This window comes from Yersinia sp. Marseille-Q5920, from assembly GCF_946902935.1.
GTDB classification, from domain to species: Bacteria; Pseudomonadota; Gammaproteobacteria; order Enterobacterales; family Enterobacteriaceae; genus Yersinia; species Yersinia rochesterensis.
This window is the reverse complement of the sequence record NZ_CAMPQA010000015.1, coordinates 42,182-58,183: the sequence shown is the minus strand read 5'-3', so window position 1 is coordinate 58,183 and position 16,002 is coordinate 42,182. Positions and strand designations below refer to the sequence as shown.

The window sequence follows — 16,002 nt, the reverse complement described above, 5'->3', positions numbered from 1 at the left end:
TGCGAATATAGAATATCGCGCCCTCCAGCACCATTTCCACGGTTTTGGCAACTTGCTAATATTTTAGATAAAACTCACTGATTAACGTGCAAAACTCCGGTGAATACACACCTTCCGATTGACGCAAATCCAATTGCTGGAATTCAGTTTCGCCGGATTGAAGTGATAACATCAGCAACATGCGATGTAATGGTTTACCGGGACGATCTCTGATATCAACTTGGCAACGGATAAACCAATTTTGTTGTACTGCAAGACGGCTGAGCTCGACACCTAAATCGTGGGGCAAAACCACACAAAATAGCCCCTCCTCTGTGATAAGCTTCTCAGCGCAATTTAACAAAGCATCGTGAGTTAAGGATCCGGTGTAACGTGCGGTATCTCTAGCTTCATCGCGACAAGCAACTGCTGGAGCAAAATAAGGTGGATTACTGACAATCAGGTCATATTGATGAAGATGGTTTTCAGCAAACTGGTGTACATCTTGCTCATAAATACGAACCCGATCCGCCCACGGCGATTGCGCCGCGTTGTTGTTGGCTTGCTGTGCCGCCTCAGATTCCAGCTCTACACCGTCAATCATGACCTCAGATGCCGAGCGCTGGGCTATCATCAAAGCAATAAGTCCACTGCCGCAGCCAATATCCAGCACTTTGCGCGCTTTTTCTACTGGTGCCCAAGCACCCAGTAGGACACCATCTGTGCCCACTTTCATCGCGCAGCGATCATGTGCCACAAAGAATTGTTTAAACGTGAAACCACCACTACGCAACGCCAGTTTTTTTTTCAATTACTCGCCCACATTAGTCATCAAAATCTACAACTGGCGTAGCATAGGACAATATGATTGAAGGGAAAAGACATCATTACCGCTTAAACAGGTGAAGAATTCGGCTAACCCGTCTATAATCGGCGCCCCAAGTAGAGGAAGACCATGACTGTAACCACTTTTTCCGAACTCGATCTCGATGAACGCCTAATTGACGCATTGCGCGACAAAGGCTATGAGCGCCCGACTGCCATTCAAGCTGCGGCTATTCCCCCCGCTATGGATGGGCGTGATGTATTGGGTTCGGCGCCCACAGGTACGGGCAAAACTGCCGCCTTTTTGCTGCCCGCCTTGCAGCATTTGCTGGATTTCCCACGCAAAAAATCTGGCCCACCACGAATTCTGATCCTGACGCCAACCCGTGAGTTAGCCATGCAGGTTGCGGATCAAGCCCGTGAACTGGCTAAGCATACTCAACTGGATATCGCGACGATTACCGGTGGTGTGGCTTATATGAACCACGCGGAAGTCTTTAGTGAGAATCAGGATATTGTAGTGGCGACAACGGGCCGCTTGCTGCAATACATCAAAGAAGAAAACTTTGACTGTCGGGCAGTAGAAACCCTGATTCTAGACGAAGCTGACCGTATGCTCGATATGGGCTTCGCTCAAGATATTGAAACGATCTCGGCAGAAACCCGCTGGCGCAAGCAAACCTTACTCTTCTCAGCCACGCTGGAAGGGGAAGCTATTCGTGAATTTGCAGAGCGTATCCTGACTGAGCCGGTAGAGCTGGAAGCCGACCCATCACGCCGTGAACGTAAAAAAATTCAGCAATGGTATTACCGTGCTGACGATATTGAACACAAAACGGCCTTGCTGGTGCATTTGCTTAAGCAACCGGAAGTGCAGAAATCCATTATTTTCGTGCGTACCCGTGAAAAAGTGCATCAGTTGGTCAGTTGGTTACGTGAAGCAGGGATTAACGCCTGGTTCCTTGAGGGCGAAATGGTACAGGCCAAGCGCACTGAAGCCGTTATCCGTCTAAGTGATGGCCGGGTTAATGTTCTGGTGGCTACTGATATTGCTTCACGCGGCTTGGATATTGACGATATCAGCCATGTATTCAACTTCGATCTGCCACTTACTGCTGACGTCTATCTTCACCGCATTGGTCGTACTGGCCGTGCAGGGCGCAAAGGTGTCGCTATTTCACTGGTTGAAGCACATGACCACTTATTGCTGGGTAGAATTGGCCGTTATCTGAAAGAGCCACTGAAGCCACGTGTGATTGATGAACTGCGGCCAACCAGCAGGGCCCCGAGCGAAAAGAGCACGGGCAAACCGTCTAAAAAAGTTTTAGCGAAGCGTAAAGAGCTAAAAGAGGCGGGCAAAGAGAAAGCGAAGGTTAAAGTTCGTCATCGCGACGCTAAAAATGTGGGTAAGCGCCGTAAGCCAAAAGACAAGCCAGAGACTAAGAGTTAACTCAATACTCTGACAAAAAAGCCGCTTATTAACAGCGGCTTTTTATTTTTTATCAACTAGATAAAATCCTCAGAACTACATTTCTCAGTAAAGTATTTCAGCCCAAAACTAACAAATTGAACACTATTGCTGATAAACCGCTGCAAGTTTTTTACCTCGAAGCCAGGCATTCAATTGCTGATATTTTTGTTGTATTTCGACGCGTTGGATATTCAGCGGTATCATCGCTAAATGCTGTTGCAATGTCGCCCCTGCTTATTGCGCACCTCAGGATCAACACCTGGATCTCGCGCCCGGCTATGATCGCGGCAGCAAAACTTTCGGGTTGTTGATATTGAGTCAGGCCCAATAGCTTTATCTATCGATACATCGGATGAGTTATTAAATAGATTTGATAATATTTATATAAGCTAAAGATGGTGATCACCGTCTGACTTCCCGACGAATAAATCACAGGAACAAAAAAAGGGAGCCGAAGAGGCTCCCTTAACATTTTCAAATTTAACGTTTTGAAAATTAATTACTATGACAAGAATTACAGACTTTCAGTGAAAGTACGCGTAATCACATCACGCTGTTGTTCTGGTGTCAGTGCGTTGAAACGTACGGCATAGCCGGATACACGAATCGTCAACTGAGGATATTTCTCTGGATGTTTGACGGCATCTTCCAGTGTTTCGCGGCGCAGAACGTTTACGTTCAAATGCTGACCACCTTCAACACGTACAGTTGGCTGCACTTCCAGCGGAACTTCACGATATTCGATCTGGCCTAACTCACTGGCCGGAACGATTTGGTCTTCTGCGTAACCAGCTTTAGCGCAAACACAGCGCAATTCAGATTTTTCATCATCTAACAGCCAGAAAGAGTTCAGCAAGGCTTCATTGTTAGCTTTAGTAATTTGAATACCAGTAATCATTTGGGGCCTCCGTAATACGGCTATAAATTCCAAGGGGAAAAAACTATCTTGGTTATTTGGTAAAACCATTGTTGTCTTATTGTTCTATATACCAGTCAGGCAGCTAGGTTTCTTTGATATAAATCAATCTTTTAACCTCCACAGCAATCGCGTCACTGGCAAATTTATGTTTTATATCAATTTTATCAATCTGACTCACAGCAATTATTTTTGTAAAATTTCAACATTTTTTGCATACAAAGGTCAAAAAAACATCATCACATCACAGACTCTGGTTTAACAGTTTCACTCACAGGTTTGAACCGGTAAGCTAGCGCATATCAATATATTAGAGAAACCAAGGAGAGTGATTATGTCCGCCTCCCTTAGCTGGCACGATGTGATCGGCCACGAAAAAGAGCAACCTTACTTTAAAGATACGCTGGCCTATGTAGCAGCAGAGCGCAGTGCTGGCAAAACCATCTACCCGCCACAAAAAGATGTCTTTAATGCCTTTCGTCTGACTGAATTGGATCAGGTCAAAGTCGTTATTTTGGGCCAAGACCCATACCACGGCCCTAATCAGGCTCATGGATTATCATTTTCCGTCTTGCCCGGCGTACCCGCACCGCCCTCTTTGGTCAACATCTACAAAGAGCTGGCCACTGACATTCCCGGCTTCCAGCGCCCCAACCATGGTTTTTTACAAAGTTGGGCTGAGCAAGGTGTATTGCTACTCAATACTGTGCTGACAGTCGAAGCGGGTAATGCACACTCTCACGCCAACCTCGGCTGGGAAACCTTTACCGATAAAGTTATTGCAGCGCTGAATGAACATCGTGATGGTGTAATTTTTATGCTGTGGGGAGCACATGCGCAGAAAAAGGGCCGAATCATTGATACCCAGCGCCATTTTATTTTGAAAGCTCCACACCCATCACCACTCTCCGCACATCGCGGCTTTCTTGGCTGTAAACACTTTTCACACGCTAACCAACTATTGCAGCAGCATGGTCAGCAACCAATTGATTGGCAACCTAAGCTGCCAACGGCAGAATAATACGTCATTGGCTAAAGAGAAAATAAAAAAGGCACCCATCAAGGTGCCTTTTACCTATCAGGACACCTTTAATCTTTTGCTTTAGATACCGCGACCATCGCCGGGCGTAACAAACGGCCATTCAGCGTATAGCCTTTCTGCATCACCATCATGACGTGGTTTGGCTCGTGATCAGCAGATTCAAGCATCGTCATTGCCTGATGAACTTCAGGGTTAAACGGTACATTTGTCTCGCTGACAACTTGAATACCATATTTACCTACGGCATCGAGCAATGATTTTAGGGTCAGCTCGACGCCTTCTATCATCGCAGTCAATTCCGCATTGGTTTTGTCGGCAGTATCCAGCGCGCGTTCTAGATTGTCGATCACAGGCAATAATTCTGATGAGAATTTTTCCAACGCAAATTTATGCGCTTTTTCAACATCCTGTTCGGTACGACGGCGGATATTCTCAACTTCAGCCTTAGCGCGTAGCAAGCTTTCGCGCTCACGTTGTAAGGCCGCAGCCAACTGCACTTCAAGCTCGGCAACACGCGGTTCTATACCTTCACCCGTCTCTTGTGTCGCTTCCACTTGCTGCTCTGCTGCATTTTCCATTTCTTCCGAGACTTGCTCGTTTGGTGCTTTCTGTTCTTTACTACTCATGGATATCTCCGCGTTTTAGCATTAATCTCGCTACTTGGCTTATTATGGGGATCAAAACCGGGGATTCAAGGGAACCGGTCATAATCTGGGGTAAAAGACACCCCAGTGAGGAAAATCACGGCAATGAATAATAAAAGATTCAAATGTATTGGTATTGTCGGTCACCCACGCCACCCGGCCGCACTTGCCACCCATGAAATGCTCTACCGATGGTTAAACACCAAAGGGTATGACGTTATGGTTGAACAACAGATTGCTAACGATCTCAATTTAACCGACGCCGTTACGGGTAGTTTGGCTGATATTGGCCAAACAGCTGATTTAGCTGTCGTGGTCGGCGGTGATGGCAATATGCTGGGCGCCGCTCGGGTACTTGCCCGTTATGATATCAAAGTGATCGGCGTCAACCGAGGCAATCTGGGCTTTTTGACTGATTTAGACCCTGATAATGCGCTGCAACAACTTTCCGATGTACTGGAAGGTGAATACATCAATGAACAACGTTTCTTGCTGGAAGCACAAGTCACACGAACAGATCAGCAAAGCCGTATCAGTACCGCAATCAATGAGGTGGTTTTGCACCCCGGCAAAGTAGCCCATATGATCGAATTCGAAGTGTATATTGATGATCGCTTCGCATTTTCCCAACGCTCTGATGGCCTGATCATCGCCACTCCTACTGGTTCAACCGCTTATTCACTTTCTGCGGGTGGCCCAATATTGACACCAACACTGGATGCCATCGTCTTGGTTCCCATGTTCCCACACACCCTAACAGCTCGACCACTCGTCATTAATAGTAGCAGCACCATTCGCCTTAAGTTTTCCCAAATCACCAGTGACCTGGAAATTAGTTGTGACAGTCAGATAGCACTGCCAATTCAGGAGGCTGAAGAAGTCTTAATCCGGCGCAGTGATTTCCACCTCAATCTTATTCACCCTAAGGACTACAGCTATTTCAATACATTAAGTACAAAGTTAGGTTGGTCGAAAAAATTATTCTGAAAAGTGCCGCAGGGTCTTTACTGTATATAAAACCAGTCTATACTGTATTCAAATACAGCCATGTGTTTATGTACAGGAGATTTACCATGCTGGCCCAATTAACCATCAGTAATTTTGCAATTGTACGTGAGTTAGAGATTGATTTTCAGCCCGGAATGACAGCAATTACTGGTGAAACTGGGGCTGGTAAATCCATAGCCATAGATGCATTAGGGCTGTGCCTTGGCAGCCGTTCAGACGGCAGCATGGTACGTTTAGGGGCAACTCGTGCAGATATTTGTGCTCGTTTCTCACTAGCAGATACTCCATCAGCCCGTCAGTGGTTGGAAAACAACCACCTTGATGACAGTAATGAATGCTTGCTACGCCGAGCTATTGGCACTGATGGCCGCTCAAGGGGATTCATTAACGGAACAGCAGTACCTTTGTCCCAATTGAGGGAACTGGGCCAACATTTGATCCAAATTCACGGCCAGCATGCTCATCAATTGTTGCTAAAATCTGACCATCAAAAGCAATTATTGGATGCCTACGCAGGCCAGTCTACCCTGTTGGCAGAAATGAAAGCAGCTTATCAACTTTGGCATCAAAGCTGCCGCGCGTTGGCACTGCATCAACAACAATCGCTGGAACGTAATGCTCGTCACGAGCTATTACACTATCAGTTAAAAGAGCTGAACTCATTTGCCCCACAAGCTGGGGAATATGAACAAATTGATATCGAATATAAACGCCTGGCAAACAGTGGACAGCTGTTGTCACTCAGTCAACAAACATTGCAGTTACTGTCAGATGACGAACAGAATAATATCCTCAGCCAACTTTACTCAGCCAAGAATCAGTTAACAGAACTAGCAGGAATGGATGAGCAATTTAATAATCTGTTGAATATGCTGGAGGAGGCCTCTATCCAAATCAGTGAAGCCAGTGATGAATTACGCCACTATGCCGAACAATTTGATATGGATCCGAATCGTCTGTATGAACTAGAGCAGCGGTTATCTCGCCAATTAAATCTGGCCCGCAAACACCATGTTGCACCAGAAGAGCTACCGCAATTTCATCAGCAATTGCTCGATGAGCAAGAACAACTATCACAACAAGAAAATGATCACGAACAACTCAGCCATGTAGTCAATACTCACTATCAGCATGCATTGGCTATCGCCAAACGCTTACATGAAGAGCGCCAGTATTATGCTGACGAATTGGCCGGGCTGATCACTGAAAGCATGCGCGAACTATCTATGCCGCACGGCAAATTCGCTATTGAAACCCAGTTTGAACCGGAGCACCTGAGTGCGGAAGGTGCTACTCGAATTGAATTCGGTGTCACCACTAACCCAGGTCAACCGCTGCAACCACTGGCTAAGGTTGCTTCAGGTGGTGAACTTTCGCGCATCGCATTGGCTATTCAGGTCATTACTGCGCGTAAAATGGATACCCCCGCACTAATCTTTGATGAAGTCGATGTAGGTATTAGTGGGCCAACCGCCGCCATAGTGGGCCGCCTATTGCGCCAGTTAGGCGAATCAACTCAGGTGATGTGTGTGACTCATCTACCCCAAGTTGCAGGTTGTGGCCATCAACATTTCTTTGTGAGTAAACAAACTGATGGCACTGAAACCGAAACCCATATGCATCGGTTAGATAAAAAAGCCCGCTTGCAAGAGTTGGCGCGCCTTCTGGGCGGTAGTGAAGTGACGAAAAACACCTTGGCAAATGCAAAAGAATTACTCGCAGCGTAGAAAAGATTAACTTTTTTCCTTTCTAGAGGTCATACAGGTGCCCTGTAAAGGTTCCCAACTGCTGCAAGGTCTATTATCATCGTCATCCTACGCCCTAAAGGAATGTGATTACTATGCGCTGTAAAATGCTGACTGCCGCCGCTGTGATGCTTGCAATGCTTACTGCGGGTTGTTCAACGCTGGAGAAGGTGGTCTACCGGCCTGATATTAATCAGGGTAACTATTTATCACCTAATGATGCGTCCAAAATTCATAAGGGTATGACCCAGCAACAAGTGGCATATACCTTAGGCACCCCAATGTTGCAGGATCCGTTTGGAACTAAAACGTGGTTCTATGTATTCCGTCAACAACCTGGCCACGAAAAAGTTACACAACAAACATTAACGTTGACCTTTGATAGCAGTGGTGTACTAACTGATATCAAAAATGAACCAACGTTAGTAGGAAATTGATTTAACCGACGATTGCAGAACAGGTTGAGGAAAGGATTACTGATTAGAGTTTGGGTACACTGCCTATTAATACTTACGCAGCCACACAATAGTTCATATTCTTCTTCAATGGCAGTCTGGGGCTGCAACAAAAAATAAGGCGCAGATTGTGCCTTATTTTTTTGCTTGTTCAGCACGCTGCCGGCGCAATTCTTTAGGATCTGCAATTAATGGGCGATATATCTCAACCCTATCACCATCATTAAGCTTATCGCCAAGCTTAATCGGGCGACTATAAACACCCACTTTATTTTTTGTTAGATCAATATCTGGTCGTAATTCAAGCAGACCTGAAGCTCTGATAGCTTCCTCTACGGTGCTTCCTCCTTTAAGGGAAACAACCCGCAAATATTGGCGTTCGGGTAAGGCATAAACCACCTCAACGCGAAGATCAGACACTGTAAACCTCTTTAGCCCTCTGGGTGAATGCTTGCACCATATTACCAGCTAACTCCTTGAATATTTTACCAAAAGCCAGCTCAATCAACTTGTTGGTGAACTCAAAATCAAGGTGTAATTCAACTTTACAGGCATCTGCACTCAGTGGTGTAAAATACCATCCCCCCATTAACTTACGAAACGGTCCATCCACCAGTTGCATATCAATACTCTGGTTATCAGTTAATGTATTACGTGTCGTGAAAGTTTTACTTATTCCGGCCTTAGCAACATCGACAGCAGCCGTCATTTCATTTTCAGTAGCATCAAGGACCCGGCTTCCAGTACAACCCGGTAAAAATTCTGGATAAGAGTGAACATCATTAACCAGTTGATACATCTGTTCTACGCTAAATGGAACCAACGCAGAGCGGCTAATTTGTGGCATAACATTTCCTGTGAGACATAAAACGCGCTGATAATACCATTTATCCACCGCCAGACAAAAAATCTGCTAGGCATTCTTCACAACAAATGAGACAAAATGCATAGGCATCCTGCGGGAAAGGATTTCATTCGCCTCCGCATACAGTATAATGATCAATACTATGACAAAGAAAAAAGCATACAAACCCGGTTCCGCAACCATTGCGCAAAATAAACGCGCCCGCCATGAATACTTCATTGAAGAAGAGTTCGAGGCAGGTCTTTCACTGCAAGGTTGGGAAGTAAAATCTCTGCGTGCTGGCAAAGCCAACATTAGTGATAGCTACGTAACCTTTAGAAACGGTGAGGCATTTTTGTTTGGTGCCACCATTACGCCGTTAAACGTGGCATCGACGCATGTTGTCTGTGAGCCAATGCGTACCCGTAAACTGCTACTCAACAAACGCGAGCTGGACTCACTGATTGGTAAAGTTAATCGCGACGGTTTTACCGTTGTTGCTCTTTCCGTATATTGGAAAAACGCTTGGGTTAAAGTTAAAATCGGTGTCGCCAAAGGTAAAAAAGATCACGATAAACGCGATGATATTAAAGATCGTGAGTGGAAGTTAGACAAAGCCCGCATCATGAAGCACGCAAATCGTTAAGTGACTGGCTTAACAGGACATAGTTCTGTTATACTAGCGAAGTTCTTTGGGGCTGATTCTGGATTCGACGGGATTCGCGAAACCCAAGGTGCATGCCGAGGTGCGGAGGCCTCGTAAAAAACCGCAAAAAAAATAATTGCAAACGACTCGCAATACGAATCTGCTGCTTTAGCAGCTTAATCAGCCTAAGAAACTGAAGATTCCCTCTCTCCCTAGCCTCCGCTCTTAGGACGGGGATCAAGAGAGGTCAAACCTAAAAGAGATCGCGTGGACACCTTGCCTGGGGTGAAAGCGTTAAACCCAATCAGGATAGTTTGTTAGTGGCGTGTCCGTCCGCAGCTAACCGGCGAATGTAATGACTGGACTAAGCATGTAGTGCCGACGGCGTAGTAATTTCGGACGGGGGTTCAAATCCCCCCAGCTCCACCACTTTTGATAGGACAGTGACCGGACAGTATCATATAAACCAGTAACTTATGATAAATGACCGGACGAAGCACTGACCTAGTTTGGACCAAAAAGGATACGCAAAAGATACGCGGCTCCTTTGACGATTAAAAAACCTCTGCTAACCCAGAGGTTTTTTTTCGCCTATAGAACGCCGTCATGGGGTGTCGGGGGTCGAAGGTTCAAATCCTTTCATGCCGACCAAATATCCCAAAGAAAACCAATTCATTAGGGCTGGTTTTCTTGTTTGTGGGGTTTGGCTGGTGTGGCGGTGGTGTGAAACCGTTGACGAATTACATACAAACGGTCCTTAAGGCGGGTCAGTTGCTATCAGGTCAATGCAGTTATTAAGCAGGGTTTTGATATAACAAAGAGAATCAGCGTTAATAACGCTATCACTGTTTAAATAAATAGTGTTTTTCATAAGCCATTCTACCGTTTCTTGGTAGGCTCAGACCTGCTTTGTGCACACACGCTTTGGGCCTTGGTTCGCCTGTGACTTTCCAAACAGGCGAATGGCAGAAGCAATGTTACCAGCACTTTTCTGCCGCCCATTCCACAAACAAAAAAACCTGACTAAAAGTCTGGGATTTTCATTTTTGGGCGACTTATACAACACAAAACCCCGCACAAACTAGAATTTAACAATCCAGATACGATCCCAAACGATAACCACGATCGGCAATAGTTTGTTTTAATGCTGGTGACGTAAGAATATCCAACTCGGTCAACCGTGGATAACAATAGCCACTGGTCATCAGGATTTTGTCGATAAATGCTGGGTGGCACATCACTTCAACAGAGTTAATTGTATTTTGGTCTGCATAATCTAACAATTGCAGAAATGACTGTTCCGTCAAATTCTCGCCATAAAAACCGGCATCAAACCACTCTGTGCTGCGGAGTTTGTGGAGCACAATGTTCTGCTGTTGTGCCTCTTGGCGATCAATTCGTAATGGCAGTGATTTTTCGTGAGCAAAAGATTCAATCAACGGATAAATCTGCGGCAACATATGGACATGGTGATGACTGTCAATATGAGTAGGGGGACGGCCAAACACAGTGACGAACGTATCAAACTGAGCTGCCAGTTCTTGGGCGATTTCATCCAGATTCAACTCGCCCGCCTCGGCCCGCGCCCACAACCATTTACCCAACTCACCGTTGTCATCAATCAAGGATGGCATAGCCGTTAAGGGCCGACCATAAGTCAGCACAAAATGCATGCCCACTGGCAATGCAGGATTTTGCTTGCTCAGTTCTGCTGCATGATAGATATCTGCACAATTCATCATTGCGGTGGTTGATGAGACAATACCATGCCGAAATGCTTCAATAATCCCATAGCTTTGGCCTTTGCATAAACCAAAATCATCAGCATTAACAATAAGTAGCTTTTCCATTGAGAGCACCTTGTAAGGCCATTTCAATAACAGATATCTGGCCGGAAACTAATCGGATAACCCATCTCTAACGCAGTTGAATTTTTTACGGTAGTTCCCTGGCGTAAAAGAAGTGAGTTTTTTGAAGTTTTTAATAAATAACGTGGTATCACTGTAACCGGCTTCAAAGGCAATATCTGAGACTAAGTAGTTCGTCATTTCAAGCTGGGTTTTGGCAAAGTTAACTCTGATTTCATTAATAATCTGCATCGGTGTTTTTTGGTAATAACGCCGAGTCGCGCGAGTCAGATACTCTTGAGTTTTGCCCGAAAGCTCAATCATATTCACCAGTGCTTTTTCACCAAACATCGATTTGTCATGCATTTTGTCAATACTGGTTTTTAGCCACAGCGGAATATCGTCATTGACCTCCGTCTCTTTATAATGGCTAATGCGATTAGTGACATAAAATGTCAGCAGCTCAACCAACTCGGTTAATTCGTCTTCCCTAAAGTGTGGCGCAGAAATCGCTGATTCAATATAAGAAAGAAAATCACCTTTTAGCCGATAAGCTTGTGAGGCAACGATAGGTCTGGAGAGCAAATGAAAATAGTGTTCTTCAAAGAAAGATTTTCTGATCCCAACATTTAGAATTCGCGTCGCACCAAAGTCATAGAAACTTTGATGATGGGATCCCATGGGGATAAAAACAAAATCGCCACGTTCTAAAAAGACGCGTTTACCATTAATTTCCTGATAACACATGCCGGTTAATATCAGAGTGTATTCATAATAGTCATGCTGATGTAGACCTGTCGCACTCTCCGTTTTGTTATAAATAAATAGATGGAACTCTTTTCCGTTAAAAAAGTCTTTTTCACGTACTAATCTGACTTCCATCTTATTTACCTTCACTCTCTTATTTGAAAAAACGGACAGATATTTGCGCGGTTCAGCTTACCTTTTGATGTAATTCGATCAACTCTGCAATTAACTCACGAGCTAACATCGCGTTCATTAAATGGTCCTGAGCATGCACCAATACTAGCGTGACTCGGGTTTTCCCCTCACCTTGATCGGCTTCAATAAGCTGAGTCTGCACCAAATGTGCTTCATTCAGCGCCATGCGCGATTGTGCCATTAACTCTTCTGCTTGAGCAAAATCACCTGTTTTAGCATGCTTCAACGCTTTATAGGCCAAACTCCGGGCTTGTCCTGCGTTGATAATCAACCCCATGACTATATCTTCCATTTTATCAGTAGGTTGAACATCATCAACGATTTTATCTAAATCAAACATACTGTTGCTACTCCGTAAATTAAAGCTGTTAATTAAAGCCGTTTTGTCTTGCAACATTCGCAAACCAATAACCACTTTTCTTTATGACTCGCGATTGATCTGCGATATTCAATCGCACTAATCCATAACGATTTTTATAAGCATTAAGCCAAGACCAGCAATCAATAAAAGTCCACAGATGATAGCCTTTGCAATTACTGCCCTCTTGCAATGCTTGATGCAACCATTTTAGATGCTCGCGAATAAACTCAATGCGATATTCATCATCAACCTGACCGGATGGGGTGATAAATTGCTCTTCGCCCTCAACACCCATGCCATTCTCAGAGATATAGCAAGGTATGTTGCCATAATTTTGTTTCAGGTCTGTCAGAATGTCATACAGCCCTTTTTCATAAATTTCCCAACCACGATGCGGGTTAATTTTCCGCCCCGGCATCTCATAAAAACTAAACAAGTCTTCCGGCGTTTTCGCCGGCCCCTGAGGTGTTGGAATATCTTTCGCTTTGACCCGTCTTGGCTGGTAATAGTTAACACCTAATAAATCGATGACCCCCTTAGCAATAAGCTGGCAATCATCAGATTCAATCTGCGGTAATAAGTCGTGCTCACGCAGCAACGCAATCAGTTCATCAGGATAAACACCTTTAGTGACGGGATCGAGGAAGCTACGGTTAAGCAGTAAATCAGCACGATTGGCGGCAATCTGGTCTGGTGCGCTGTCAGAGCGAGGATAGGTCGGGGTGAGGTTCAAAATGATACCAATATCACCGCCCTGCTTAGGTTCTCGATATTTTTCAACCGCTTTGGCGTGAGCCAGGACACTATGGTAGGCCACAGTTACCGCGCGGCCAAAATCTACCACGCAAGGATAATGTAAGTCGTTCAGGTAGCCCGCTTCAACTGGCACCACCGGTTCGTTAAAGGTAAACCAGTGTTTTACTCGGTCACCAAATAAGGTAAAACAGATTTTGGCATAGCGCGCATAAGCATCCACCACTGCGCGGCTTTCCCAGCCCCCTTTATCTTGCATGCACAGTGGCATATCAAAATGGTAGAGGTTGATAAACGGCGTAATACCGTTCGCCAGTAAAGAATCAATCACGGCGTTATAAAAAGCGACGGCTTTGGGATTAACCTCACCGTCACCATTTGGGATCAGTCTCGACCATGAAATCGATGTCCTGAAAGTGTTATGTCCCAATGCTTTTAACAGCAAGATATCCTGCCGATAATTATCGTAAAAGGTGGAGGTGTTTTCCGGGCCAATTTGGCCATGAAAACGTTCTGGTGCAATGTCATACCAATAATCAAAGATATTCTGGCTCTTGCCATCCTGCAATGACGCCCCTTCAAATTGGGTTGCAGAAGTGGCACTACCCCACCAAAAATCCTCGGGAAATTGATATTTCATTCCAGCCTCCAACCTTATACGCTAAATGGGTTTTACAATTAGAATTTCAAGCTGTCAGCGATTTCTTCTTCGCTTTGAACTTCACGATCTATCTCGGTTTGCGCTTTATTGGCAATAATCACAAACGGCAGATAAATCAGTGTTGCGATGCCAAGGTTGAACACACTTAATAACATCGCAGCAATACTGCCGTTGGTGTTAAAGAAAGCTCCCAACCCGACTGGCATCGTCCACGGCGCAATATTGGTAATTGGCGGAATTAAACCGGTGTAATAGGCAATGGAAGTAATAATGGCTAATACCGGCTGAACCAGAATAAATGGAATGAAGAACAGCGGGTTCATAATAACCGGTAAACCAAACAGAATCGGTTCGTTAATCTGGAAAATACTTGCCGGCGCGCCCAGTTTTGCCACTTGGCGATAATCTTCACGACGGGAACCAATAAAGATAGCAATAACCAGCCCAAGTGTTGCCCCTGTTCCGCCAAGGAATATATAGGAGTCAACAAAAGGTTTAGCCCACATGTGGAATTCTTTGCCAGCAGCCAATGCCGCCGCAACCGAGCCATATTGGGTATAGGTTGCCACGTTTTCTAGCGCAAATGGCATCATAATGCCACTTTCCAGCGCAGATAACGCCATCGCCCCGTGTATCCCGAAGAACCACAACAGTGAGGAACACATCACATACACCCAACCTACAACACTGCCCATTTTAGACAATGGAGCGGAGATGGTGTCCATAATGATCTGGTGGAAGTTAGTTCCGTGCAATGCAAGGGCATAGGAAATCACACCCATAATGGACAGAATAATAAAACCAGGAATCAATGCAGAGAAAGAGCGAGAGACTGATGTCGGCACACTATCAGGTAAGCGGATAACCCAGTTACGGCGCACGATAAAGGCGAAAACTTCTGCTACCACCAAGCCGATAATAATACCGGAGATAATATTCGCCCCCCCTAACCAATTAGCACCCACCGCATAGGCATCGCCAACACTGTATGGGGTTACGGTCATAAAGGCAGCAATCGCCAGCAATGCCGAAGCCAGAGGATCGACTCTTTTCTCTTCAGCCAAGGCCATACTGATAAAGAATGGCGTCATTAACGACATGATCCCGAGGGTACCGTTATAAACGTTACCGCCGATCGCTTTAAAACCATTGAGCGTGGTGATGGTATCTGCATCCAGACGAATACCCATCGAGAAGAAGAACGACCCTTCACCAAAACTTAAGAAAACGTTATTAATAAGAACAAACATGGCACCTGTCAGGGTTAACGGCATCAGCCGAATAAACCCATTCTTGATGGCATTAATATGTTGCTGTTTGCCAATTTTAATGGCGAAGGGCAATATGGCCCTTTCCAGAGAATTAATAAATGCGCTCACAGTGCTCCCCTTATTGTTTTGCTTTTTTTATTGCGGCAACAGCAGCTTTTAATACCCCTAGACCATCAACTTTGCCGTACAAGATAGAATCGATCACTTCAACAGGTTTGTTAGGGAACATTTTGGTGATTTCTGGCAGCATGTAAGCTATTTGCGGCCCTAATAGGATCACATCTGCTTCAGTGCCATGCTGCGCGGCCAGTGCTTCCGGGTAAGCATTGATAGTCACTGGCACTTCATACTTCTCTGCTTGCACTTTCATTTTGGAAACCAGTAGCGAGGTAGACATACCAGCAGAGCAAAACAGATAAATTTTTTTCTTTTCCATACCCAACACCTTTTGAGGTTCAAAAGACACAAGTTATTCATATGCCAGTGCAATGGTGAATTCCCTTTATCTGAACTTTATCGTGCCCCTTGCCCAGCTCCATTGTTTCTGGTTGTCGTCAGTATACGGAGTTAACAGACAATCCAGTAATTCAAG

General features: G+C 45.1%; 17 protein-coding genes, 1 other RNA gene and 1 pseudogene. 7 read left to right on the top strand and 12 right to left on the bottom strand.

Features of this window, described 5'->3' with window-relative positions:
* Nucleotides 1-55: 55 nt before the first annotated feature.
* Nucleotides 56-790, bottom strand: coding sequence for a tRNA(1)(Val) (adenine(37)-N(6))-methyltransferase TrmN (gene trmN / locus OVO64_RS18120; RefSeq protein WP_230852342.1), 735 nt, complete (start codon nt 788-790; stop codon nt 56-58).
* Nucleotides 791-934: 144 nt separating this feature from the next.
* On the opposite strand from trmN, the gene srmB reads away from it, so the two are divergent.
* Nucleotides 935-2,254 carry an ATP-dependent RNA helicase SrmB gene (srmB, locus tag OVO64_RS18115; protein ID WP_038635566.1) on the top strand — a complete coding sequence of 440 codons (1,320 nt, stop codon included), beginning with the start codon at nt 935-937 and terminating at the stop codon, nt 2,252-2,254.
* Between the two features lie 123 nt (nt 2,255-2,377).
* On the opposite strand, the pseudogene OVO64_RS18110 reads toward srmB, so the two are convergent.
* Nucleotides 2,378-2,535 (bottom strand): annotated as a pseudogene (locus tag OVO64_RS18110) (phospholipase); the annotation flags it as partial.
* Nucleotides 2,536-2,789: 254 nt separating this feature from the next.
* Nucleotides 2,790-3,173 carry an autonomous glycyl radical cofactor GrcA gene (gene grcA, locus OVO64_RS18105; RefSeq protein WP_004390501.1) on the bottom strand — a complete coding sequence of 128 codons (384 nt, stop codon included), beginning with the start codon at nt 3,171-3,173 and terminating at the stop codon, nt 2,790-2,792.
* Between the two features lie 352 nt (nt 3,174-3,525).
* On the opposite strand from grcA, the gene ung reads away from it, so the two are divergent.
* Nucleotides 3,526-4,212: a uracil-DNA glycosylase gene (gene ung, locus OVO64_RS18100; protein ID WP_038635570.1), complete on the top strand. Its 687-nt coding sequence runs from the start codon at nt 3,526-3,528 to the stop codon at nt 4,210-4,212.
* Between the two features lie 68 nt (nt 4,213-4,280).
* Here the strand turns inward: ung and grpE are convergent, their stop codons facing one another.
* Nucleotides 4,281-4,859 carry a nucleotide exchange factor GrpE gene (gene grpE, locus OVO64_RS18095; protein WP_038635573.1) on the bottom strand — a complete coding sequence of 193 codons (579 nt, stop codon included), beginning with the start codon at nt 4,857-4,859 and terminating at the stop codon, nt 4,281-4,283.
* Between the two features lie 123 nt (nt 4,860-4,982).
* On the opposite strand from grpE, the gene nadK reads away from it, so the two are divergent.
* From nadK to bamE, 3 genes are all read left to right on the top strand, one after another.
* Nucleotides 4,983-5,864 carry an NAD(+) kinase gene (gene nadK / locus OVO64_RS18090; protein WP_038635576.1) on the top strand — a complete coding sequence of 294 codons (882 nt, stop codon included), beginning with the start codon at nt 4,983-4,985 and terminating at the stop codon, nt 5,862-5,864.
* 86 nt (nt 5,865-5,950) lie between these two features.
* Entirely contained in the window at nt 5,951-7,612 is a 1,662-nt protein-coding gene (gene recN / locus OVO64_RS18085) for a DNA repair protein RecN (protein ID WP_038635579.1), read from the top strand.
* 113 nt (nt 7,613-7,725) lie between these two features.
* On the top strand, nt 7,726-8,067 hold the full coding sequence (gene bamE, locus OVO64_RS18080) for an outer membrane protein assembly factor BamE (protein WP_038635582.1): 342 nt from the start codon (nt 7,726-7,728) through the stop codon (nt 8,065-8,067).
* A 153-nt stretch (nt 8,068-8,220) separates the two neighbouring features.
* Here the strand turns inward: bamE and OVO64_RS18075 are convergent, their stop codons facing one another.
* Both OVO64_RS18075 and OVO64_RS18070 read right to left on the bottom strand, forming a co-directional pair.
* Nucleotides 8,221-8,505, bottom strand: coding sequence for an RnfH family protein (locus tag OVO64_RS18075; RefSeq protein ID WP_050291498.1), 285 nt, complete (start codon nt 8,503-8,505; stop codon nt 8,221-8,223).
* Nucleotides 8,498-8,932 carry a type II toxin-antitoxin system RatA family toxin gene (locus OVO64_RS18070; protein WP_038635588.1) on the bottom strand — a complete coding sequence of 145 codons (435 nt, stop codon included), beginning with the start codon at nt 8,930-8,932 and terminating at the stop codon, nt 8,498-8,500. The genes OVO64_RS18075 and OVO64_RS18070 overlap by 8 nt, the downstream gene beginning before the upstream one ends.
* Before the next feature lie 160 nt (nt 8,933-9,092).
* Between OVO64_RS18070 and smpB the strand changes: the two genes are divergently transcribed.
* Together smpB and ssrA are read left to right on the top strand one after the other, a co-directional pair.
* Complete coding sequence (smpB, locus tag OVO64_RS18065; protein ID WP_005166313.1) at nt 9,093-9,575, top strand: SsrA-binding protein SmpB; 483 nt, start codon at nt 9,093-9,095, stop codon at nt 9,573-9,575.
* 48 nt (nt 9,576-9,623) lie between these two features.
* Nucleotides 9,624-10,004, top strand: a transfer-messenger RNA (tmRNA) gene (gene ssrA / locus OVO64_RS18060).
* A 659-nt stretch (nt 10,005-10,663) separates the two neighbouring features.
* On the opposite strand, the gene chbG is transcribed toward ssrA, so the two are convergent.
* Genes chbG through OVO64_RS18025 form a run of 6 tightly spaced genes read right to left on the bottom strand, consistent with a single transcriptional unit; the run spans nt 10,664 to nt 15,846 of the window.
* A complete protein-coding gene (gene chbG / locus OVO64_RS18050; protein WP_038635642.1) occupies nt 10,664-11,425 on the bottom strand; it encodes a chitin disaccharide deacetylase in 762 nt (253 codons plus the stop codon).
* 48 nt (nt 11,426-11,473) lie between these two features.
* Entirely contained in the window at nt 11,474-12,319 is an 846-nt protein-coding gene (chbR, locus tag OVO64_RS18045; protein WP_261369741.1) for a transcriptional regulator ChbR, read from the bottom strand.
* Between the two features lie 37 nt (nt 12,320-12,356).
* A complete protein-coding gene (chbA, locus tag OVO64_RS18040) occupies nt 12,357-12,704 on the bottom strand; it encodes a PTS N,N'-diacetylchitobiose transporter subunit IIA (RefSeq protein ID WP_038635648.1) in 348 nt (115 codons plus the stop codon).
* A 28-nt stretch (nt 12,705-12,732) separates the two neighbouring features.
* Entirely contained in the window at nt 12,733-14,118 is a 1,386-nt protein-coding gene (locus OVO64_RS18035; protein WP_267248925.1) for a glycoside hydrolase family 1 protein, read from the bottom strand.
* A gap of 38 nt (nt 14,119-14,156) precedes the next feature.
* The gene (gene chbC / locus OVO64_RS18030; RefSeq protein ID WP_267248924.1) at nt 14,157-15,518 is read right to left on the bottom strand and encodes a PTS N,N'-diacetylchitobiose transporter subunit IIC; all 1,362 of its coding nucleotides are present in this window, start codon (nt 15,516-15,518) and stop codon (nt 14,157-14,159) included.
* A 10-nt stretch (nt 15,519-15,528) separates the two neighbouring features.
* Nucleotides 15,529-15,846, bottom strand: a complete 318-nt coding sequence (locus OVO64_RS18025) for a PTS sugar transporter subunit IIB (RefSeq protein WP_038635656.1) — start codon at nt 15,844-15,846, stop codon at nt 15,529-15,531.
* Between the last annotated feature and the right edge of the window lie 156 nt (nt 15,847-16,002).